The organism is Flintibacter sp. SJQ-8 (assembly GCF_054108085.1).
The window spans coordinates 18,822-39,813 of the sequence record NZ_JBPJWR010000001.1; the positions used below are offsets into that span (position 1 = coordinate 18,822).

The 20,992-nt window shown below is 64.0% G+C and carries 19 protein-coding genes; 7 read left to right on the top strand and 12 right to left on the bottom strand.

The genetic code is table 11. The features are described from left to right. Positions 1-8: 8 nt before the first annotated feature. The 4 genes from ACSAMP_RS00095 (at position 9) to murC (ending at position 3,982) form a co-directional block, all read left to right on the top strand. On the top strand, positions 9-365 hold the full coding sequence (locus ACSAMP_RS00095; RefSeq protein WP_227146171.1) for a four helix bundle protein: 357 nt from the start codon (positions 9-11) through the stop codon (positions 363-365). Between the two features lie 52 nt (positions 366-417). Then, positions 418-1,674 carry a phosphoribosylamine--glycine ligase gene (gene purD / locus ACSAMP_RS00100; protein WP_457799151.1) on the top strand — a complete coding sequence of 419 codons (1,257 nt, stop codon included), beginning with the start codon at positions 418-420 and terminating at the stop codon, positions 1,672-1,674. 101 nt (positions 1,675-1,775) lie between these two features. Next, complete coding sequence (locus tag ACSAMP_RS00105) at positions 1,776-2,435, top strand: coiled-coil domain-containing protein (RefSeq protein ID WP_457799152.1); 660 nt, start codon at positions 1,776-1,778, stop codon at positions 2,433-2,435. A 173-nt stretch (positions 2,436-2,608) separates the two neighbouring features. After that, positions 2,609-3,982 carry a UDP-N-acetylmuramate--L-alanine ligase gene (gene murC, locus ACSAMP_RS00110; protein ID WP_457799153.1) on the top strand — a complete coding sequence of 458 codons (1,374 nt, stop codon included), beginning with the start codon at positions 2,609-2,611 and terminating at the stop codon, positions 3,980-3,982. A 65-nt stretch (positions 3,983-4,047) separates the two neighbouring features. Here murC and trxA read toward each other — a convergent pair whose 3' ends face one another. Continuing rightward, entirely contained in the window at positions 4,048-4,359 is a 312-nt protein-coding gene (trxA, locus tag ACSAMP_RS00115) for a thioredoxin (RefSeq protein ID WP_457799154.1), read from the bottom strand. A gap of 36 nt (positions 4,360-4,395) precedes the next feature. Next, positions 4,396-5,244: an NAD(P)/FAD-dependent oxidoreductase gene (locus ACSAMP_RS00120; protein ID WP_457799155.1), complete on the bottom strand. Its 849-nt coding sequence runs from the start codon at positions 5,242-5,244 to the stop codon at positions 4,396-4,398. Between the two features lie 220 nt (positions 5,245-5,464). Here ACSAMP_RS00120 and ACSAMP_RS00125 point away from each other — a divergent pair, with 220 nt between their 5' ends. Then, a complete protein-coding gene (locus ACSAMP_RS00125; protein WP_457799156.1) occupies positions 5,465-7,180 on the top strand; it encodes a glutamine--tRNA ligase/YqeY domain fusion protein in 1,716 nt (571 codons plus the stop codon). Positions 7,181-7,255: 75 nt separating this feature from the next. Then, on the top strand, positions 7,256-8,212 hold the full coding sequence (locus tag ACSAMP_RS00130; RefSeq protein WP_457799157.1) for a threonine ammonia-lyase: 957 nt from the start codon (positions 7,256-7,258) through the stop codon (positions 8,210-8,212). 63 nt (positions 8,213-8,275) lie between these two features. Here ACSAMP_RS00130 and ACSAMP_RS00135 read toward each other — a convergent pair whose 3' ends face one another. The 10 genes from ACSAMP_RS00135 to pyrE form a co-directional block, all read right to left on the bottom strand. Continuing rightward, positions 8,276-8,890, bottom strand: coding sequence for a DUF4230 domain-containing protein (locus ACSAMP_RS00135; protein WP_457799158.1), 615 nt, complete (start codon positions 8,888-8,890; stop codon positions 8,276-8,278). 27 nt (positions 8,891-8,917) lie between these two features. Beyond that, a complete protein-coding gene (gene recD2, locus ACSAMP_RS00140; protein ID WP_457799159.1) occupies positions 8,918-11,128 on the bottom strand; it encodes an SF1B family DNA helicase RecD2 in 2,211 nt (736 codons plus the stop codon). Positions 11,129-11,259: 131 nt separating this feature from the next. Continuing rightward, a complete protein-coding gene (locus tag ACSAMP_RS00145; RefSeq protein WP_457799160.1) occupies positions 11,260-11,598 on the bottom strand; it encodes a hypothetical protein in 339 nt (112 codons plus the stop codon). A gap of 46 nt (positions 11,599-11,644) precedes the next feature. Next, positions 11,645-12,142 carry a COG2426 family protein gene (locus ACSAMP_RS00150; protein WP_441796021.1) on the bottom strand — a complete coding sequence of 166 codons (498 nt, stop codon included), beginning with the start codon at positions 12,140-12,142 and terminating at the stop codon, positions 11,645-11,647. A 31-nt stretch (positions 12,143-12,173) separates the two neighbouring features. Further along, the gene (uvrA, locus tag ACSAMP_RS00155; RefSeq protein WP_457799161.1) at positions 12,174-14,999 is read right to left on the bottom strand and encodes an excinuclease ABC subunit UvrA; all 2,826 of its coding nucleotides are present in this window, start codon (positions 14,997-14,999) and stop codon (positions 12,174-12,176) included. 41 nt (positions 15,000-15,040) lie between these two features. Beyond that, positions 15,041-15,598: a hypothetical protein gene (locus tag ACSAMP_RS00160; protein ID WP_457799162.1), complete on the bottom strand. Its 558-nt coding sequence runs from the start codon at positions 15,596-15,598 to the stop codon at positions 15,041-15,043. 354 nt (positions 15,599-15,952) lie between these two features. After that, a complete protein-coding gene (gene ybaK / locus ACSAMP_RS00165; protein ID WP_441796024.1) occupies positions 15,953-16,441 on the bottom strand; it encodes a Cys-tRNA(Pro) deacylase in 489 nt (162 codons plus the stop codon). A 24-nt stretch (positions 16,442-16,465) separates the two neighbouring features. Then, a complete protein-coding gene (gene uvrB / locus ACSAMP_RS00170; protein WP_457799163.1) occupies positions 16,466-18,439 on the bottom strand; it encodes an excinuclease ABC subunit UvrB in 1,974 nt (657 codons plus the stop codon). 152 nt (positions 18,440-18,591) lie between these two features. Next, positions 18,592-19,290 carry a JAB domain-containing protein gene (locus ACSAMP_RS00175; protein ID WP_457799164.1) on the bottom strand — a complete coding sequence of 233 codons (699 nt, stop codon included), beginning with the start codon at positions 19,288-19,290 and terminating at the stop codon, positions 18,592-18,594. 42 nt (positions 19,291-19,332) lie between these two features. Further along, the gene (gene pyrE / locus ACSAMP_RS00180; RefSeq protein WP_147563586.1) at positions 19,333-20,007 is read right to left on the bottom strand and encodes an orotate phosphoribosyltransferase; all 675 of its coding nucleotides are present in this window, start codon (positions 20,005-20,007) and stop codon (positions 19,333-19,335) included. Positions 20,008-20,252: 245 nt separating this feature from the next. Between pyrE and ACSAMP_RS00185 the strand changes: the two genes are divergently transcribed. Next, entirely contained in the window at positions 20,253-20,960 is a 708-nt protein-coding gene (locus ACSAMP_RS00185; RefSeq protein WP_457799165.1) for a ZIP family metal transporter, read from the top strand. Positions 20,961-20,992: the final 32 nt, after the last annotated feature.

Sequence of the window (20,992 nt, forward strand, 5' to 3'; positions counted from 1 at the left end):
AGGAGTCTATGAACGACAACAGCCCCAGCAGGACAAAAAGTCTGTTGTTTGCCAAGCGGATCGTTCATCTATACCAATACCTCTGCGACGAAAAGAAGGAATATGTCCTGTCAAAACAGCTGCTCCGCAGTGGGACCAGCATCGGAGCTAATCTGGCAGAAGCCCAGTATGGAAGCAGCCGAAAGGACTTTCTGAATAAAACCTACATCGCCTTAAAAGAATGTGCTGAAACACTATATTGGTTGGAATTGTTGTATTCCTGTGATTACTTGACACAGGCAGAATACGCCTCTATGTTCCACGACTGTGAAGAATTGCGGAAAATTCTCGCATCAATCACACGCACCATGCGAAATTCTGATTAACTCATCTCTCATCACTCATCACTCCTAACTAAAAAGAAAGGTGAATGAAACCATGAAAGTATTAGTAGTCGGCGGCGGCGGCCGCGAGCACGCCATCTGCTGGAAGCTGGCCCAGTCCCCTAAGGTGACCGAGCTTTATTGCGCCCCGGGCAATGCGGGCATCGCCCAGGTGGCCACCTGTGTGCCCGTCAGCGCCACGGACGTGGAGGGCATGGTGAAGTGGGCCAAGGACAACGCCATGGACTTTGTCATGGTGGCCCCGGACGATCCCCTGGCTCTGGGCATGGTAGACGCCATGGAGGCCGCCGGCATCCCCGCCTTCGGCCCCCACGCCAACGCCGCCGTCATCGAGGCCAGCAAGGCCTTCTCCAAGTCCCTGATGAAGAAGTATCACATCCCCACCGCCAAGTACGAGACCTTCACCGACCTGGACGCCGCCCTGGCCTATATCCGCCGGGAGGGCGCCCCCATCGTGGTCAAGGCCGACGGCCTGGCCCTGGGCAAGGGCGTTGTGGTCGCCGCCACCGTGGAGGAGGCGGAAAAGGCCGTGCGGGAGATGATGGAGGACCACAAGTTCGGCGCCTCCGGCTCCACCGTGGTCATTGAGGAGTGCATGGTTGGCCCCGAGGTCACCGTGCTGGCCTTCTGTGACGGCGAGCACCTGGTGCCCATGCTGTCCAGCCAGGACCACAAGCGGGCCTACGACGGCAACCAGGGCCCCAACACCGGCGGCATGGGCGCTTTCTGCCCCTCCCCCAACTATACCCCCGACATCGCCGCCCGGTGCGAGAAAGAGATCTTCCAGCCCACCGTGGCCGCCCTTCAGGCGGAGGGCCGTCCCTTTAAGGGCGTCATCTACTTCGGCCTGATGCTCACCGCCGACGGCCCCAAGGTGGTGGAGTACAACGCCCGCTTCGGTGACCCGGAGACCCAGCCCATCCTGTCCATGCTGGACACCGACCTGATGGACATCTTCCAGGCCTGTGTAGACGGCACCCTGGACCAGGTGGACGTGAAGTGGAAGCCAGGCGCGGCCTGCTGCATCGTGCTGGCCTCCGGCGGCTACCCCGTGGAGTATAAGAAGGGCTATCCCATCTCCGGTCTGGAGGAGGCGGGCAAGTCCGCCGTGGTCTTCCACGCCGGGACCAAAAAGGCCGACAATGGCGACATCCTCACCAACGGGGGCCGTGTTCTGGGCGTCACCGCCACCGGCGACACCCTCCCCCAGGCCATCGCCAACGCCTATGCCGCTGCCAAGCCCATCTCCTTCCAGGATATGCACTTCCGCACCGACATCGGCAAGGTGTAACGCCCCGCAACTCCCCCTTGTGCAACCCCGGTCCTTTGTGGTAAAATACGTTAGAATACGACAAAGTTGCCGCTCAGGCAGTGTTTTAACGAGGTGTCACCATGGATCATCCCTTCCGCAGCGCCATGTTCGGCGGCTTTAACCGCCAGGACGTATTAGAATATCTGGAGAACTCCGCCCAGCAGGCGGCCCAGCAGCAGCAGGAGCTTCAGGCCCAGCTGGACCAGGCCCGGCAAGAACTGACTGACCGCCAGAGCCAGGAGAGCGACGGCCAGGAGCAGCTGGAGAAAGCCCAGCAGGAGGCCGAAGCCCTCCAGAGCCAGCTGGACCAGGCCAACGCCGACCTCACCATCAGCCGGGAGACCGTCTCCCGCCTGTCTGAGGAGCTGGAGCAGGCCCGGCAGGAGCTTCAGACCTGGAAGGACAAGGCCGCCGCCTTAGAGCCGGACGCCCAGGCCTATGCCGCCCTGAAGGAGCGGGCCGCCGGGCTGGAGCTGGACGCCCACCGCCGGGCCCAGCTGGTCCAGGACCAGGCCGAGGGCCAGGTGCGCCAGCTCCACGAGCAGATGGCCCAGTGGTCCAACCAGGTCCGCCTGGAGTACGAGGCCCTGCGGGCCGAGGTGGAGTCCACCGTGACCCACGCCGCCCGCCAGCTGGAGCAGGCGGGCAAGGCCCTGGACCAGGTGAACGCCCTGATGGAGCGCCAGGAGGCCGTGATGACCACCATCGCCGCCGAAAGCCAGAAGCAGCCGGAGGAATAAACCGCCAGGGGGCGGACAGAGCCATTTTCTGTCCGCCCTCTGTTTTTTTGCATATTCCACCGGTTTTTCGGGTATATTTCCCCGGACGCCTTGCGCTTTTCTCTCTGGGCGCTTATAATAAGACCACAAATTGACTTATCAATTCTCTTGAACGATGATCGAGGTGCCTTGTTATGGATTTGAAGATACAGGACTATATCTGTCCCGGAAAGCGGGCCCATCTGGTGGGCGTGGGCGGGGTGTCCATGTCCCCCCTGGCTCAGGTGCTCCACGGCGCGGGGGTGGTGGTCACCGGCTCTGACATGCACGAGAGCGCAGAGGTGGCCCATCTGCGCGCCCTGGGCATCCCCGTGACCATCGGCCACCTGCCCCAGAGCGTGGCCGGGGCCGACTGCGTCATCCGCACCGCCGCCGTCCACGACGACAACCCGGAGATCGCCGCCGCCCGCGCCGCCGGTATCCCCGTGTTCGAGCGGGCCCAGGCCTGGGGCGCCCTGATGCGCCACTATGAAAACGCCCTGTGCGTGGCTGGGACCCACGGAAAGACCACCACCACCTCTATGTGCGCCCACATCTTCCTGGCCGCCCAGCGGGACCCCTCCATTATGATTGGCGGGGTGCTGCCCGCCCTGGGGGCCGGCCACCGGGTGGGCCACGGGGACACCATTATTCTGGAGTCCTGCGAATACTGCAACTCCTTCCTGTCCTTCTTCCCCACCGTGGCTGTCATCCTCAACGTGGACGCCGACCACCTGGACTTCTTCAAGGACCTGGAGGACGTGAAGCACTCCTTCCGCCGCTTTGCCGAGCTGGTGCCCGAAACCGGCTTTGTGGTGGCGGACCGGGATGACGCCAACACCATGGACGCCCTGGCGGGCCTGGACCGGTCCACCATCACCTTCGGCCTGGAGGATGGGGACGTCCACGCCGCTGATCTCACCTGGCACGGGGGCTTTGCCGACTTTGACGCCATGGTCAACGGCCAGTGTTATGCCCACGTGAGCCTGTCCGTCCCCGGCGTCCACAACGTGCGCAACGCCCTGGCCGCCTGCGCCGCTGCCCACTGTCTGGGCATTCCCGCCGCCGCCGTGGAGGAGGGCCTGCGGGCTTTCCACGGGGCGGGCCGCCGGTTCGAGAAGAAGGGGGAGTTCCACGGGGCCATGGTCTATGATGACTATGCCCACCACCCCCACGAGCTGCAGGCGCTGCTGACCACCGCCAAGGGCCTGGGCTATCAGCGGATCATCTGCGCCTTCCAGCCCCACACCTATTCCCGCACCCACGAGCTGTTCCACGACTTTGTAGAGGTGCTCAAGCTGCCCGACATCACCCTGCTGGCGGAGATCTATGCCGCCCGTGAGACCAACACCCTGGGCATCTCCTCCAACGACCTGGCCCGGGAGATTCCCGGCTCCATCTACTGCCCCACCCTGGCCGACGTGACAGAGCAGCTCCGCCGCCTGGCCCAGCCCGGCGACCTGATCCTGACTGTAGGCGCGGGAGACATCTACCAGGCGGGCGAGGCCCTGCTGAAAACGGACAACTAAATTTTGACCACAAAAATCACAACCCCGCAGCACAAGGCTGCGGGGTTGTTCTGTTCTCCTGGAGCTTATGCGTTTTCATCCAGCACCTGGGTGAAGACCTGGGGGGGCATGACGCCCACCTTGCGGTCGATCTCCTGGCCGTCCTTGAAGAAGATGACGGTGGGGATGGACATGACGCCATAGCGGATGGCCAGCTCCTGCTCGTCGTCCACGTTCACCTTGCCCACAGTGACCCGGCCCTCATATTCCTTGTCCAGGCTCTCGATGAGGGGGGCAAGCATCTTACAGGGGCCGCACCAGTCGGCCCAAAAGTCCACCATCAGCAGGCCCTTCTGCGCCAGGGCCTTGTCCAGTCCGTCCTTGGTAAAATGGATCATGATATGATCTCCTTTCTGTTTCTGTCGTTGTATCTCTTACTTCTGCTCCTCCAGCCAGGCGCAGGCGGACAGGGCGGCCACGTGGCCCTCCCCCACCGCCTTGGCCACTTGCAGAGGTCCGCCGGTGCAGTCTCCGGCGGCGAACACCCCGGGCAGATTGGTCGCCATGGTCCGGTCCACCCGGATGGTACCCCCGTCCGTCTCCAGCTGGGGCAGCAGGTCGGTGGGGGCCACCGCCTGGCGCAGGATGAACACCCCGGCACAGGGCAGCTTGGCTCCGTCCACCTCCAGGGCCGTTACTGCCTGCTCGCCAATGACGGCAAGGCGGCTGCCCTGGACAAAGGGGACGTCCCCGTCCAGGCCCTCCGGCCGCTGACCAGCCACATAGGTCACCTGACAGCCCAAGCTCTTCAGATAGTTGGCCTCTAAGGGCGCGTCCGGGCTGCGGCCCACGACGATCACCGGCTTACCCCGGTAGAGCATCCCGTCGCAGGTGGCGCAATAGCTCACGCCCCGGCCCAGATAGGTCTCCTCCCCGGGATATTTGGCCTGGCGCTGCACCCCGGGGGCCAGGATCAGGGCCTTTCCGTCGTATACCTGACTGCCCACGGTGGCGAACACGCCGCCATAGACCATCATGGACACGGCCCGCCCGGTGACAAAGTCCACCCCGGCCTTGGCCGCGTGGTCATAGAACTGCTCCAGCAGCGCTTTCCCGCTGCTGGCGGGCAGGCCAAGATAGTTGTCCACCCGCTCGGCCCGGGCCAGGGGGCTGTCCTGCCAGCGGTTGCCGATGACCAGGACGGACTTGCCCCGGCCCCGGGCCGCCACGGCGGCGGCCAGTCCCGCCGGACCGCTGCCCAGCACCAGAATATCGTGGCTCATGGTCTCGCCTCCGTTTCATGTTCCCTCTTCACACCGCTATTATACCCGATTTTTCGTCTTTGACAAGGACTGCTTTTTCCATTTCTCCACACTTTCGCCTGGCGTGGGGAAAATGCCCCGGAAATCCTTGCATACCACTCGATGAGTGGTGTATAATGGTCCGGTTAAGATATCGCGGTTCTTCATCGCCGCGCACCCAGAAAAACAGGAGGCTTCATCTATGTCGGAAGAGACGAAAACCACCGTCGCCGGAGCAGAGGGCGAGGCTGTGGAGAGCCAGAACTTTATCCACCAGTTCATCAAAGAGGACATCGCTCCCGGCGGACAGTTCGCCGGGATGCAGGTCCACACCCGTTTTCCGCCTGAGCCCAACGGCTATCTGCACATCGGCCACTGCAAGGCCCTGATCATCGACTTCGGCTCCGCCGAGAAGTTCGGCGGCATCTGCAACCTGCGCATGGACGACACCAACCCCGCCAAGGAGGACACCGAGTTTGTGGACGCCATCAAAGAGGACATCCACTGGCTGGGCTTTGACTGGGGGGACCGCTTCTTCTATGGCTCCGACTACTTCGAGGAGGACTATCGCCAGGCAGTGGGTCTCATCAAAAAGGGCCTGGCCTATGTGTGCGAGCTGACCCCCGAGCAGTTCAAGGAGTATCGCGGCGACGTGAACACCCCCGCCCGCTCCCCCTTCCGGGACCGCCCCATCGAGGAGTCTCTGGATCTGTTCCAGCGGATGCGCAATGGCGAGTTCCCCGAGGGCAAGTATACCCTGCGGGCCAAGATCGACCTGACCTCCGGCAACTTCAACATGCGTGACCCGGTGCTCTACCGCATCCGCTATATCCACCACCACCGCCAGGGGGACAAGTGGTGCATCTATCCCATGTACGACTTTGCCCACCCCATCCAGGACGCCCTGGAGGGCATCACCCACTCCCTGTGCTCCCTGGAGTATGAGGACCACCGCCCCCTGTACAACTGGGTGGTGGAGAACTGCGACCTGCCCTCTCACCCCCGGCAGATCGAGTTCGCCCGCCTGGGCATCGACCACACTGTCATGTCCAAGCGCAAGCTGCGCCAGCTGGTGGAGGAGGGCCGGGTGTCCGGCTGGGACGACCCCCGTATGCCCACCCTGTGCGGCCTGCGCCGCCGGGGCTATACCCCCACCTCCATCCGCAACTTCTGTGACCGCATCGGCGTGGCCAAGAACCCCTCCACCGTGGAGTATTCCTTCCTGGAGCACTGCCTGCGGGAGGACCTGAACGACCACGCCCAGCGGGCCATGGCCGTGCTGCGCCCGGTGAAGCTGGTCATCACCAATTACCCTGCGGGGCAGAGCGAGACCCTGACCATCGAAAATAACCCCCTGGACCCCGCCGCCGGGACCCGGGAGGTCACCTTCTCCCGGGAGCTGTGGGTGGAGGCCGACGACTTCCTCCCCGAGCCCGTGCCCAAGTATAAGCGCCTGTACCCCGGCGGGCCCGAGTGCCGCCTGAAGGGGGCCTATCTCATCAAGTGCGTGGGCTATGAGACGGACGAGAACGGCAACGTCACCGAGATCGCCGCCGAGTATGACCCCGACAGCCGTGGCGGCGACCCCGCCGATGGCCGCAAGGTGAAGGGGGCCACCATCCACTGGGTGGACGCCGCCACCGCCGTGAATGCCGAGGTGCGGCTGTATGACAACCTGTTCTCCGACGCCGACCCCGACGGCGGCGACAAGAACTTTTTGGACTGCCTGAACCCCGCCTCTCTGGAGGTGCTCACCGGCTGCAAGCTGGAGGCCTCTCTGGCCAACGCCCAGCCCTCTGACCGGTTCCAGTTCATGCGGGTGGGCTATTTCTGCGCCGACTCCAGAGACTCCAAGCCCGGCGCCCTGGTCTTTAACCGCGCCGTGTCCCTGAAGGACAGCTTCAAGCCCAAAAAGTAACTTCGTCTCACACGCGCTGCGGGTCTCTGCATTCCCGCAGCGCGCTTTTTTATCAACAGACAGGAGGAATTTGCTATGATCTCTCTGCAAGACGTGAAGGACGCCCAGGCCCGCATCGCCCCCTATGTGGTGCGCACCCCCCTGCTGCGCATCCCCGCTCTGGACGCCCCCCTGGGCTACCAGGTCTATCTGAAGTTCGAGGGGTTCCAGGTCATGGGCGCGTTCAAAATTCGCGGCGCCATGAACAAGGCCCTCGCTCTCACCCCCCAGCAGCGCTCCCACGGCCTGGTGTGCGCCTCCTCGGGCAACCACGCCCAAGGGGTGGCCTGCGCCGCCCAGCGGCTGGGCGTCCGCTCCGTCATCGTCATGCCCACCAACGCCAACCCGGTGAAGCTGGCCGGGGTCAAGTCCTTCGGCGGCGAAGTGGAGCTGGTGGGCACCCTGTCCTCCCAGCGGGAGGCCCGGGCGGAGGAGCTGTCCCGGGAGGAGGGCATGGTGAACATCCACCCCTATGCCGACCCCTATGTGGCCGCGGGCCAGGGGACCATCGGCCTGGAGATCGTGGCCGACCTGCCTGACGCGGCGGCGGTGGCCGTGCCCATCGGCGGCGGCGGACTGATCTCCGGCGTGGCCACGGCGGTGAAGGGCCTCTCCCCCAGCATCCGCACCATCGGCGTGGAGCCTGCCGGGGCCCCCCGCTATGGCAAGAGCCGGGCCGCCGGGGAGCCTGTGGCCCTGGAAAAAGTAGAGACCATCGCCGACGGCACCCGCACCGACCACGCCAACCCGGACAACTTCCAGATGATCCAGGCCCGGGTGGACGACCTGTGCGCCGTGGACGACACCTATATCCGCCAGGCCATCCGCCTGCTCATGGACAAGGCCAAGCTGACGGTGGAGCCCTCCGGCACCCTGCCCGTGGCCGCCGCCCTGGCGGGGGCCCTGCCCGTCAAGCCGGAGGATAAGGTGGTCTTCGTCCTCTCCGGCGGCAACCTGGACCCCGCCCTGGCCGCCCAGCTGCTCCAGGAGTGACCTTTTCACAGATGACATAAAATCGTCCGCACCTGACGCTGTTGTTCAGGCGCGGACGATTTTTCATATGAAGATCAGTTCATATTGATCCAGGTCATAAGCGTTGGCGAAGAAGGAGCGCAGGATGGTCTCTCCGTTGGTCCGGGCGCTGTCCAGGATGCCGTTGGCGATGGCGTCGGCCCGGGCCTGCTCCTTCAGCTCGGTCATGGCCTGGTTGTTCTCCGCCAGGGAGAAGCGCTGGAAGATGCTCTCTGCCTCATAATAGACCTTGAAGGAGTCCAGCTTCAGCTCGGTGCTGAGCACCTGGACCTGGGGCAGCTTCACCCGGATGGTCTTCCGGTCCCGGTCCACGCTCCAGGTGATGGCCCCGAAGTCAAAGCCCGCCTTCACCTCCACGTCATAGCTGTAGATATACTTGCTCTGGGTGAAGGGGATGGTCAGGCCCCACAGCTCCGCCGACTTCTCCGCCACCTTCACCTCGGTGCAATAGGCCGCCTGGGTGGCCAGCTGGCCGATGTCCTCAAAGCCCAGGCGGGTGGTCTTGCCGTCGGTGCTGAACAGGCTCTTCAGCCCAAAGGCCCCGGCGGACAGCACCGCCGCCGCGATGAGCACCAGCGCCGCCACGCGCACCGCGTGCCGGGACCAAAAGCCAAGGGCTCGTCTCTTTTTCTCGCTCATGGTGTTTTCTCCTTTGTCTTTTTCGCCTTAAGTATCCTCCCCCGCCAGCCGGGCCCTCAGGCCGGAATAGCGGCGGGTCTGGCGGTCATTGGCGACCATATAGGCCACCGTCTGGTCGTCGCCCACGATGATAAATAACTCTTTGGCCCGGGTGATGGCGGTGTACAGCACGCTGCGGGACAGGAGCATAGGCGCCCCGTCCAGGACGGCCAAGATCACCGCCCGATACTCCGCCCCCTGGGCCTTGTGGACGGTGACGGCAAAGGCGGGTTCCAGCTCCCCCAGCATGTCCGGGGTGTACTCCACCACCCGCCCGTCAAAGTCCACCGTGACGATCTCCCGGTCGATCATGCGGACCACGCCGATGTCCCCGTTGAACATGCCCATGCCGGAGGCGGTACCCCCGTCCTCCCGCCAGAGCACGTCGTAGTTGTTCTTCACCTGCATCACCCGGTCCCCGGTGCGGAAGACCCAGTCGCCAAAGCGCCGCTCCCCCTTCCCGTCCAGAGGCGGGTTCAGGGCGGCCTGGAGGGCCTGGTTCAGGGCCTTGGTCCCTGTTGAGCGCCGCCGTGTGGGGGAGAGCACCTGGATCTGGTCCGCCGGGATGCCCATCCGCTCGGGCAGACGGCGGCGGCACAGGTCCACGATGGTGTCCACCGCGCTCTGTCCGTCCCGCCGGGTGAGGAAAAAGAAGTCGTTGTCGTTGCGCTTTAAGTCGGGCAGCTGGCCGCAGTCCACCATGTGGGCGTTGCGGATGATGGCGCTTTGGGCCGCCTGGCGGAAGATCTCCGTCAGCCGGACGGTGGGCACCGTCCCGCTGCGGATGAGATCAGAGAACAGGTTTCCAGGCCCAACAGACGGCAGCTGGTCCGGGTCGCCCACCAGCACCAGGCGGCAGTCCCCCCGCAGGGCCTGGAGCAGGGCGGCCATCAGGGTCACGTCTACCATAGAGGTCTCGTCCACGATGACCGCGTCGGCGCTTAACGGCTCGTCGGCGTCGTGGGTGAAGACCAGCTTGCCCGTGTGAGGGTCAAAGGCGGTCTCCAGCAGGCGGTGGATGGTGGATGCCTCCGTCCCGCACAGCTCCCCCAGGCGCTTGGCCGCCCGGCCTGTGGGGGCGGCCAGGGCGGTGTCCAGACCCATGGCCTCGAACAGGGCCAGCACCCCTCGGAGACAGGTGGTCTTGCCCGTGCCCGGGCCGCCGGTGAGCAGCATCACCTGGCGCTGGGCGGCCAGCTCCACCGCCTGGCGCTGCTGGGGGGCATAGGTGATGCCCTGGTCCCGCTGGATGCGCCGCAGCAGGCCCTCCATGTCGCTGGGGGGCAGCAGCTCGTTCTCGCTCATCTCCCGGATGCGCCAGGCGATGAGGGTCTCCGCCTCGTACAAGCTGGGGAGATAGACCCCGTCCTGTCCGGCCACCCGCTCCCGCTCCACGCAGCCCCGGGCGGCCAGGTCATCCAGGCAGTCCTCCAGCTCCTCCCCGGGCACGCTGAGCAACTGGGCGGTGGCCCCCACCAGCTTGCCCTGGGGCAGAAAGGTGTGGCCGTTATTCAGATTGTGGGCCAGTTCGAACAAAAGGCCCGCCTCCAGCCGCTGGGGGTCCTCCGTCTCCACCCCCAGGGACAGGGCCAGGGCGTCGGCCTGGGCAAAGTCTACGCCGAACTCCTCCCCCACCAGCAGATAGGGGTTGGCCTTCAGGGCCTCCAACGCCACGTCGCCATAGCACCGGCGCAGCTGGGGCACCAGCTCCAGGGGCAGGCCGTGCTCCCCCAAGAACTCCGCCAGACGCTGCATACCCATCTGCTGACGGAACACGTCCCCGATCTGCCGGGCCCGCTTGGGGGAGATGCCCCGGATGCGGGTGAGCTGCTCCGGGTCGTCCTCGATGACCTGGAACACGTCCTCTCCGAACTCCTCCACCAGCAGCCGGGCGGTGGCCTTGCCCACCCCCTTCACAGCCCCGGAGGCCAGGTAGTGATAGATCTCCTTCAGGCCCTGGGGCAGGCGGCGCTCCACCACCTCCGCCTTGAACTGGGGACCATAGGTGGGGTGCCGGGTCCAGCGGCCCCGCACGGACAGATACTCCCCCGGGGAGATGCCGGGCATGGAGCCCACCACCGTGGTCTCCTCCTCCCCGCAGTCCAGGCGCAGAATCGTATAGCCGTTCTCCTCGTTCTGATAGATCACGGCGGAGACCGTCCCCTCCAGCACCTGTGCCTGTGTTGTAACTTCCTCCAAGGGACAAGCCCCCTTCTCTCTGGTAATTGCTTCGCATGTAGGGGCCGATGTCCTCATCGGCCCGCACAACAGACCCTTCCGGTCACCACGGGCCGCTGAGGACAGCGGCCCCTACTCCTAACTTCTAACTCCTAATTCCTAACTTGACAAATGTACTCCTCCAGCGCCGACGCCGGCCACAGGGCCAGGTCGGGCCAGCGGGTGGTGAGACGCAGGGCCAGTTCCCAGCCCTGGGGGGTCAGGTCCACGTCGGCGATGACCACCGGGCAGGACAGCAGCCCCAGGCCCCGCAGCCACATCAGCCCCCGCACCGTCTGCTCCAGGTCCTCCCCCTCCCCCCGTCCGGCGATGACCAGCCGGACGTTCCGGGCGGGGATGGGCCGCAGCAGCCGCCCCAGCAGCACCCAGGCCAAAGCGCACAGGCCCAGCACACACAGGACGCACAGCGTTCCCTCCATCCAAAGCTCCATTGGGCAGCACCTCCGGGCCATTCTATGCCCGGGGCCGCCGCCCCCGTTACACCGCGCCGGAGAACAGGTTCACGCCCACGTGGGTCAGCCCCAGCATGATGCACCCGGCGGTGAGTACCCCCAGCACCACGGCGGGCAGGGCGTTCTTCAGCCGCATGTCCAGAAAGGCCGCCGCCAGCGAACCCGTCCAGGCCCCCGTCCCCGGCAGGGGGATGGCCACGAACAGCCACAGCCCCAGGGACTGATAGCGCCGGACCTTCTCCCCCTTCAGGTGGGCCTTCTTCTCCAGGCGGTCAATAAACCCGTTCATCCGGGGGAAGTACCGCCGCAGGATGAGAAACACCCGGCGTATGTACACGATGATGAAGGGGGTGGGGATCAGGTTGCCGATAACGGCTGCGGGGAAGGCCAGATAATAGGGCAGGCCCATGGCCACCCCAAAGGGCAGCCCGCCCCGCAGCTCCACAATGGGGATCATGGACACCAGCATGGTAAACACGCATTTGCCCGGAGTCGTTGCCGTGAGCCAATTCAAAAGTTCCATTTGTTGACCTCGTTTGTTGATGGTTAGCCGGTCACCCCAGCATCTTCTTCAAATACTGTCCCGTATAGGAGGCGGGGCAGGCCGCCACCTCCTCCGGGGTGCCGGTGCAGACGATGGTGCCGCCGCCGTCGCCCCCCTCGGGGCCCAGGTCGATGAGGTGGTCGGCGGTTTTGATCACATCCAGGTTGTGCTCAATGACCACCACGGTGTTGCCCGTGTCCACCAGCTTTTGCAGCACCTCGATGAGCTTGTGGACGTCGGCGGTGTGCAGGCCGGTGGTGGGCTCGTCCAGGATATAGATGGTCTTGCCCGTGGATCGCTTGGACAGCTCCGTGGCCAGCTTGATGCGCTGGGCCTCGCCGCCGGACAGCTCGGTGGAGGGCTGGCCCAGCTTCACATAGCCCAGGCCCACCTCCTCCAGGGTTTTCAGGCGGTTATAGATGCGGGGCAGGTTCTCGAAGAAGGGCAGAGCCTCGTCCACCGTCATCTCCAGCACGTCATAGATGCTCTTGCCCTTATAGCGCACCTCCAGGGTCTCCCGGTTATACCGGCGGCCCTTACACACCTCGCAGGGCACATAGATGTCGGGCAAAAAGTGCATCTCGATCTTGATGAGGCCGTCGCCGGTGCAGGCCTCGCACCGGCCACCCCGGGTGTTGAAGGAGAACCGGCCAGGGCCATAGCCCCGGCTCTTGGCGTCGGGGGTGGAGGCAAACAGGTCCCGGATGTCGTTGAACAGCCCGGTATAGGTGGCGGGGTTGGAGCGGGGGGTGCGGCCAATGGGGCTCTGGTCGATGTTGATGACCTTGTCCAGATACTCCTCCCCCTCGATGCGGTCGTGCTTGCCCGGGCGGACCTTCACCCGGTTCAGGTCGGCCCCCAGCTTCTTATACAGGATCTCGTTGACCAGGGAGGACTTGCCGCTGCCCGACACGCCGGTGACGCAGGTGAAGGTGCCCAGGGGGATGGCCACGTCCACGTGGCGCAGGTTGTTTTCCGCCGCGCCGAATATCTTCAAATAGTGCCCGTTCCCGCTCCGCCGCTGGGTGGGGACGGGGATCTTCTTTCTGCCGGACAGATAGTCCCCGGTGACAGAGCCGGGGGTGTTCATCACCTCTTCCGGCGTTCCGGCGGCCACCACCCGGCCCCCGTTCACCCCGGCGCCGGGGCCGATGTCCACGATATAGTCGGCCTCCCGCATGGTGTCCTCGTCGTGCTCCACCACCAGCAGGGTGTTGCCCAGGTCCCGCAGCTTTTTCAGCGTGGCCAGCAGCTTGTCGTTGTCCCGCTGGTGCAGGCCGATAGACGGCTCGTCCAGAATATACAGCACCCCCATGAGGGAGGAGCCGATCTGGGTGGCCAGGCGGATACGCTGGCTCTCGCCGCCGGACAGGGTGCCCGCCTCCCGGGACAGGGTGAGGTATTGCAGCCCCACGGAGCGCAGAAAGCCCAGGCGATTTTTGATCTCTTTCAAGATCTGGGCGGCGATCATGGTCTGGGTGGGGTTCAGCTCCAGATGGTCCATAAAGTCCAGGGCATCGCTGACGCTCTTGCGGCAATAGCTGTCGATGTCCAGCCCGCCCACGGTGACGGCCAGGGACTCCCGCTTCAGGCGGCGGCCCCGGCAGGTGGGACAGGGGCACTCGCTCATGCACTCCTCCAGCTCCCGCTTCACGCTGTCCGACTGGGTCTCCCGATAGCGGCGCTCCAGATTGTTCACGATGCCCTCAAAGGGCTGATACAGGGTCCCCTGGCCCCGGGGCTGGTCATAGTGCAATGTCAGCTTCTCTCCCCCGGTGCCGTACAGGATCACGTCCATGATCTCCTTCGGCAGGTCCTTTACCGGGGTGTTCAGCTTGAACTTATATTTCTTGGACAGGGCGTCGAAGTACATGCGGGAGATACCGTCCCCCTTCACGTTGTTCCAGCCCGAGGCGGTGATGGCCCCCTCCACAATGGACAGGTCCTTGTTGGGGATAATGAGCTCCGGGTCGATCTTCATCTGAGAACCTAAGCCCATGCAGGTGGGGCAGGCCCCGAAGGGGTTGTTGAAGGAGAACATCCGGGGGGTCAACTCCTCCATGGACACGCCGCAGTCCTCGCAGGCGTAGTTCTGGGAGAACAGGATGTCCCGGTCCTCCCCCACCACGTTCACCACCACCAGGCCCCCGGCCAGGTTGGCGGCGATCTCCACGCTGTCGGTGAGGCGGCGGGTGATGTCGGGCCGGATGACCAGCCGGTCCACCACCACGTCGATCTCGTGCTTTTTGTTCTTCTCCAGCTTGATCTCTTCCGACAGATCATAGGCGATGCCGTCCACCCGGCAGCGGACATAGCCCGACTTGCGGGCGTCCTCGAACACTTTGGTGTGCTCGCCCTTCTTCCCCCGGATCACCGGGGCCATGACCTGGATGCGGGCGCCCTCGGGCAGGGCAAGCACCTGGTCGATGATCTGGTCCACCGTCTGCTGTTTGATCTCTTTGCCGCAGATGGGGCAGTGGGGCGTGCCCACCCTGGCCCACAGCAGACGGAGATAGTCATAGATCTCCGTCACGGTGCCCACGGTGGACCGGGGGTTCTTGCTGGTGGTCTTCTGGTCGATGGAGATGGCGGGGGACAGGCCGTCGATATAGTCCACGTCCGGCTTCTCCATCTGGCCCAGGAACATGCGGGCATAGGAGCTGAGGGACTCCACATACCGCCGCTGTCCCTCGGCATAGATGGTGTCAAAGGCCAGGGAGGACTTACCCGAACCGGACAGCCCCGTGAGCACCACCAGCTTGTCCCGGGGGATGCTCACGTCGATGTTCTTCAGGTTGTTCACCCGCGCGCCTTTGACTGTGATATGAGTGTGCATTGGTCTTCTCCTTTCCCCGTCAGGGGAGTCGTTTCAACATATTAAACCGGGGTCAGCTTGGTCAGGGGGAGCAGATAGCAGAGCAGCACGGCCCCGGTCAGCAGCAGCATGGCCACCAGGGCGGCCGCCACCGAGACGTCTGAGGGCTGGGCCTGCTCCCTGTCCTTCACCAGCCAGTTCATCCTGGCCTGGAGCAGCTGCTTGTAAAGCAGCACATACAGCACGGTGAAGACGGCCAGGGCCGTGGTCTTGATATAGTCGGTCCAGCTCCCCCGCTGGGACAGCCGGGGGCCCATGGCCACCTGAATGACGGTGTACAGCTGGGGCTGGTGGACGGTTCGATTCGCCGCCGAACCGGTGAGCCCGATGATCTCCCCGGTGGAGGTGGTGGCATAGATGCCCGGGGTCCAGTCGTCATAGTCGGTACCGTCCTCCCACACCAGATTTCTGGCCCAATAGTCGTTCAGCATCCGGCCTGGGGAGGCATAGCCGCCCCGAAAGACCACCGTGCCCTCCCGGCGCACCTCCACCCCGATCTGGCCGCTGGGCCAGGAATTCTCCGGGTCGTAAGGGGGCCGGGCCGTGGGGTCCCGCTTCACCTGATAGGGGCCATAGGTCTCCTCCCCCCAGCGGTAGTTGACGGTGTCTCCGGTGACGGAGAACTCCGCGCTCTGTCCGTCCAGCTTGCCGGAGTAGCGGACGGTCTCCCCCGCCTGTGACCGGACCAGCAGGGCCTTTTTGCCCTCCAGGCCGGATGCAGACCAGCCCCGGGTGGCTCTGAAACCAGAACGCCAGACCGGTAAAGGCCGCGATCATCACGAGCAGCAAAAGCAGAAGGATGCGCTGATAGACGCTCAGGGCCGAAAACGTGCTCTTCTTTTCCCACGGTTCTCTCTTTTCCATGGTACACCCTCCTGTTCTGTTGTTGATACGCCCCGGTCACCCGGTTTGATTTACACGGTCAGGTCCGCCGTCCTGCCCCCCACCAGGGCGATGAGGTCGGCGGGGGCCAGCTCCACCTGATAGCCGATCTTCCCAGCGGAGACGGTGATGGTGTCGATGATCTCCGCCGTCTCGTGGAAGACGGTGGGGAACTGCTTCTTCATGCCCACTGGGGAGCAGCCCCCGTGGACGTAGCCGGTGAGGGGCAGCAGCTCCTTCTGATGGATCATGGCGATGGACTTCTCCCCCACCGCCTTGGCCGCCTTTTTCAGGTCCAGGGTGTCCCCCACGGGGATGTCGAACACATAATATCCCCCGGAGGCCCCACGGGCCACCAGCGTCTTGAACACGCACTCCGGGTCCTGGCCCATAGACCGGGCCACGGTGACGCCGTCCACCGCCACCCCCTCCTCGTGGGGATAGGTGTGGGCGGTATAGGCCACCTTCTTCTGCTCCAAAACCCGCATCACATTGGTCTTCTCGTCTTTTTGCTTTGCCATGGTATTCCCTCGGTTTCTGAAATCTTATTTCCCCCGCAGTTCGATGATCTGGTCGCGCAGGGCGGCGGCAAGCTCGAATTCCAGCATTTTGGCGGCCTCTTTCATCTGCTTTTCCAGCGCGGCGATCTTGGCGGTCTTTTGCTGCTTGGTCAGGGCGGGGGCGCTGCCCTTGCGGGCCTGGGAGTCGGTCTCGTCGGACTGGGCGGAGATGTCCAGCAGGTCCCGCACCGACTTGATGACCGTTTTGGGCACGATGCCGTGCTCCCGGTTATAGGCCGCCTGCTTCTCCCGGCGGCGCTGGGTCTCGTCCATGGCCCGCTGCATGGACGGGGTGATGGAATCGGCGTACATGATGACCTGGCCCCCGGCGTTTCGGGCGGCCCGGCCAATGGTCTGGATGAGGGCGGTCTCACTGCGCAAAAAGCCCTCTTTGTCCGCGTCCAGGATGGCGACTAACGACACCTCCGGCAGGTCCAGGCCCTCCCGCAGCAGGTTGATGCCGATGAGCACGTGGAAGGTGCCCAGGCGCAGGTCCCGGATGATCTCCATGCGCTCCATGGCGTCGATGTCGTGGTGCATATACCGAACTTTAATGCCTGCCCCCTGGAGATAGGCGGTCAGGTCCTCAGCCATGCGCTTGGTCAGGGTGGTCACCAGCACCCGCTCATTTCTGGCGGTGCGGGCGTTGATCTCCCCGATCAGGTCATCGATCTGGCCCTCCACCGGGCGGACCTGGATCTCCGGGTCCAGCAGGCCGGTGGGCCGGATGACCTGCTCCACGATCTGGCCGGACCGGGTGCGCTCATACTCCCCGGGGGTGGCGGAGACATAGACCACCTGGTTCACCCGCTGCTCAAACTCCTCAAATTTCAGGGGCCGGTTGTCATAGGCGCAGGGCAGGCGGAAGCCATAGTCCACCAGGGTGGTCTTTCTGGCCCGGTCCCCGTTGTACATGGCCCGGACCTGGGGCAGGGTCACGTGGCTCTCGTCGATGAACAGCACAAAGTCCTTGGGGAAGTAGTCCAGCAGGGTGTGGGGGGGCGAACCCACAGGGCGGCCCTCGATGACCCGGGAATAGTTCTCGATGCCGGAGCAATAGCCCAGCTCCTGCATCATCTCCACGTCGTACATGGTGCGCTGCTTGATGCGCTGGGCCTCGATGAGCTTGTTCTGGCTCTCGAAAAAGGCCACCCGCTCCTCCAGCTCCTTATAGATCTCCTGAATGGCCGCGTCCATCTTGTCCTTGGGGGTGACATAGTGGGTGGCGGGCCAGATGGGGATGTTGGTCAGCCGCCGGATGGGGGAGCCGGTGACCACGTTGATCTCGCTGATGCGGTCGATCTCGTCCCCGAAGAACTCCACCCGGATGGCGGTGTCCTTCCAATAGGCGGGCCACACCTCCACCGTGTCCCCCCGGACCCGGAACATGTTCCGCTCGAAGGCGATGTCGTTGCGCTCATACCGGATGGCCACCAGGCGCTTGAGCAGCTCGTCCCGCTCCAGGGTGGCCCCCACCCGCAGGGAGACCATCATGGACGCGAAGTCCTCCGGCTCGCCCAGGCCATAGATGCAGGAGACGGAGGACACCACGATCACGTCCCGCCGCTCCAGCAGGGAGGCGGTGGCGGACAGACGCAGGCGGTCGATCTCCTCGTTGATGGCCGAGTCCTTTTCGATGAACGTGTCCGTGTGGGGGATATAGGCCTCCGGCTGGTAATAGTCATAGTAGCTGACGAAATACTCCACCGCGTTGTTGGGGAAGAACTCCCGAAACTCGGCGCACAGCTGGGCGGCCAGGGTCTTGTTGTGGGCCAGGACCAGGGTGGGACGCTGGACCTGCTCGATGATCTTGGCCATGGTGAAGGTCTTGCCCGATCCGGTGACGCCCAGCAGCGTCTGCTCGTCCAGCCCCATCTCGATACCCCTGGACAGGGCCTCAATAGCCTGGGGCTGGTCCCCGCTGGGCTTGTATTCCGAAACCACCTGGAATTTTGCCATGTTCTCCTCCGTTTTCCCGCCGCGGCGGCGATGCTGCTGCTATTGTAGTATGTCCATCATATCAGAACCAATGTTCTAATGCAAGAACAACTTCGCTCCCCCTCCCGCCCGGGAAGGAGAGCGAAATCAGGAATGCTTCTATCGCGGCTCATCTATAACAGTTCATAGACCGGCCTGTGGCCGCCCGACTCCGACTGGTTCAGGGACAGCACGTCCCCGTCCACAAAGATCAGGTGGTCGATCAGCTCCAGCCCCACCCCGGCCAGGGCGGAGCGGATGACGTCGGTGGTCTGCCAGTCGGCGGCGGAGGGAAAGGCCAGGTTGCTGATGTGGTTGTGGGCCAGATACAGCCCGGCGGAGCGCAGGCTCATGGCCGCCTCGGCAATGCGGCGGATGTTGATGTCGGAGGCATAGATGCTGCCCTCCGACACCTTGCGCACCCCCAGCACCTTGCCCTTGCCGTCCAGGCACAGGATATAGACCATCTCGTTGGCCGCCCCAAAGAAATAGGGGGACAGCACGGCGGCGGCCTCCTCCGGGCTGTGGATGATCTGCCCCGGCGCGCCCCGCTGCTCCTGATACCGTCCGCCGATGGCGGGCACCAGCTTCAGCAGCACCGCCGTGTGCTCCCCCACCCCGGGGACTTTTTTCAGTTCCTCTGCCGAGGCGTCCAGCACCCCGGCCAGACTGCCGAAGTGGTCCACCAGCCGGTGGGCCAGCTCGTTCACGTCCCCCTGAGGGATGGCGTAGAACAGCAGCAGCTCCAGAATGCGGTGGTCGGACCAGCCCTCCACGCCCCGGGCCAGGAATTCTGTTTTGACCCGCTGCCTGTGCCCGCTGTGTCCTGGCATGGTGGACCGACTCCCTTTCTGATGGATTTCTTTCCCGCTTTTTTACTGCTTTGCGCCGTACTGCTCCAGATAGGCCTCCATCTTGGCCTTCATGTCATCGTCGATATAGACCTTGCCGTCCACAGGGCGGTTGTGGAGGAAGTCGATGACCTCCCGCACGGTGACGATGGGGAACACCTTGATGCCATAGTCCTGGCGCAGCTCGTCCAGGGTAGAGCAGTCCCGAGTGCCCCGCTCCATCCGGTCCACCGAGACGAACAGGGCCTTCATGTTCACGTCAGCCACATGCTTGAACAGCTCGATGGACTCCCGCACGGCGGTGCCGGCGGTAACCACGTCCTCTACGATGGCCACGTCATCCCCGTCCTGGGGCTTATAGCCCACCATCGTGCCGCCCTCGCCGTGGTCCTTGGCCTCCTTGCGGTTAAAGCAATAGGGCAGGTCCCGGTCATAGCTGCGGTAGAGAGAGGCGGCGGCGGACACAGCCAGGGGGATGCCCTTATAGGCGGGCCCGAACAGGCAGGTGATGCCGTCAGGCATGTTCTCCTGGATGCAGGCGGCATAGTAGTCCCCCAGCTTAGCGGCCTGGGCCCCGGTCTTATAGTTGCCGGTGTTCACGAAATAGGGGGTCTTGCGCCCGCTCTTGGTGGTAAAATCCCCAAAGGTCAGCACGCCGGAGCGCACCATGAAAGTGATAAATTCCTCTTTATATGTCATGTTCTTAACCTCATTTCGTTTTTTCCCGGCAGCACCCGGGGAAGTTGGTATCATTATACCATTCTTTTCGCCGGGATACAACAAATAATCGGGGGACGATTTTTCCCATTGCATTTGCAGGGAACTTGTGCTACAATGCCATTCCAAGGAAAGGAGTGGTGAATATCCACCAAGAAAATGCAACTTTTTTCGGACTTTTGATCCCATTTTTGGGTACATCCCTAGGAGCGGCTTGCGTATTTTTCATGCGCCGCTCTCTCAGCGACATGGTCCAGCGCTCCCTCACCGGCTTTGCCGCCGGGGTGATGGTGGCCGCATCGGTGTGGAGCCTGCTCATCCCCGCCATTGACCAGGCCTCGGCCATGGGCCATCTGGCCTTTCTCCCGGCCTTCATCGGCTTTGGGATCGGCGTGCTGTTTCTGCTGCTGCTGGACCATGTGGTCCCCCACCTCCACCAGAACAGCGGCCAGGCGGAGGGTCCGGCCAGTCAGCTTCAGCGCACCACCATGATGGTGCTGGCCGTCACCCTGCACAACATCCCCGAGGGGATGGCCGTGGGCGTGGTCTACGCCGGATATCTGTCCGGCAGTGCCCAGATCACCGCCGCCGGGGCCATGGCCCTGTCCCTGGGCATCGCCATTCAGAACTTTCCCGAGGGGGCCATCATCTCCATGCCCCTGCGGGCGGAGGGGCTGAAAAAGTCCCGGGCCTTTGCCGGGGGCGTGCTGTCCGGGGCGGTGGAGCCTGTGGGCGCGCTGCTGACCATTCTGGCAGCGGAGCGCATCGTCCCCGCCATGCCCTATTTCCTCAGCTTTGCCGCGGGCGCCATGCTCTATGTGGTGGTGGAGGAGCTCATCCCCGAGATGTCTCAGGGCAAGCACTCCAACATCGGCACCGTGTTCTTCGCCCTGGGCTTCAGCGTCATGATGATGCTGGACGTGGCCCTGGGGTGACGTCTCCCGACGCCACACCGTATTTTCAGAAA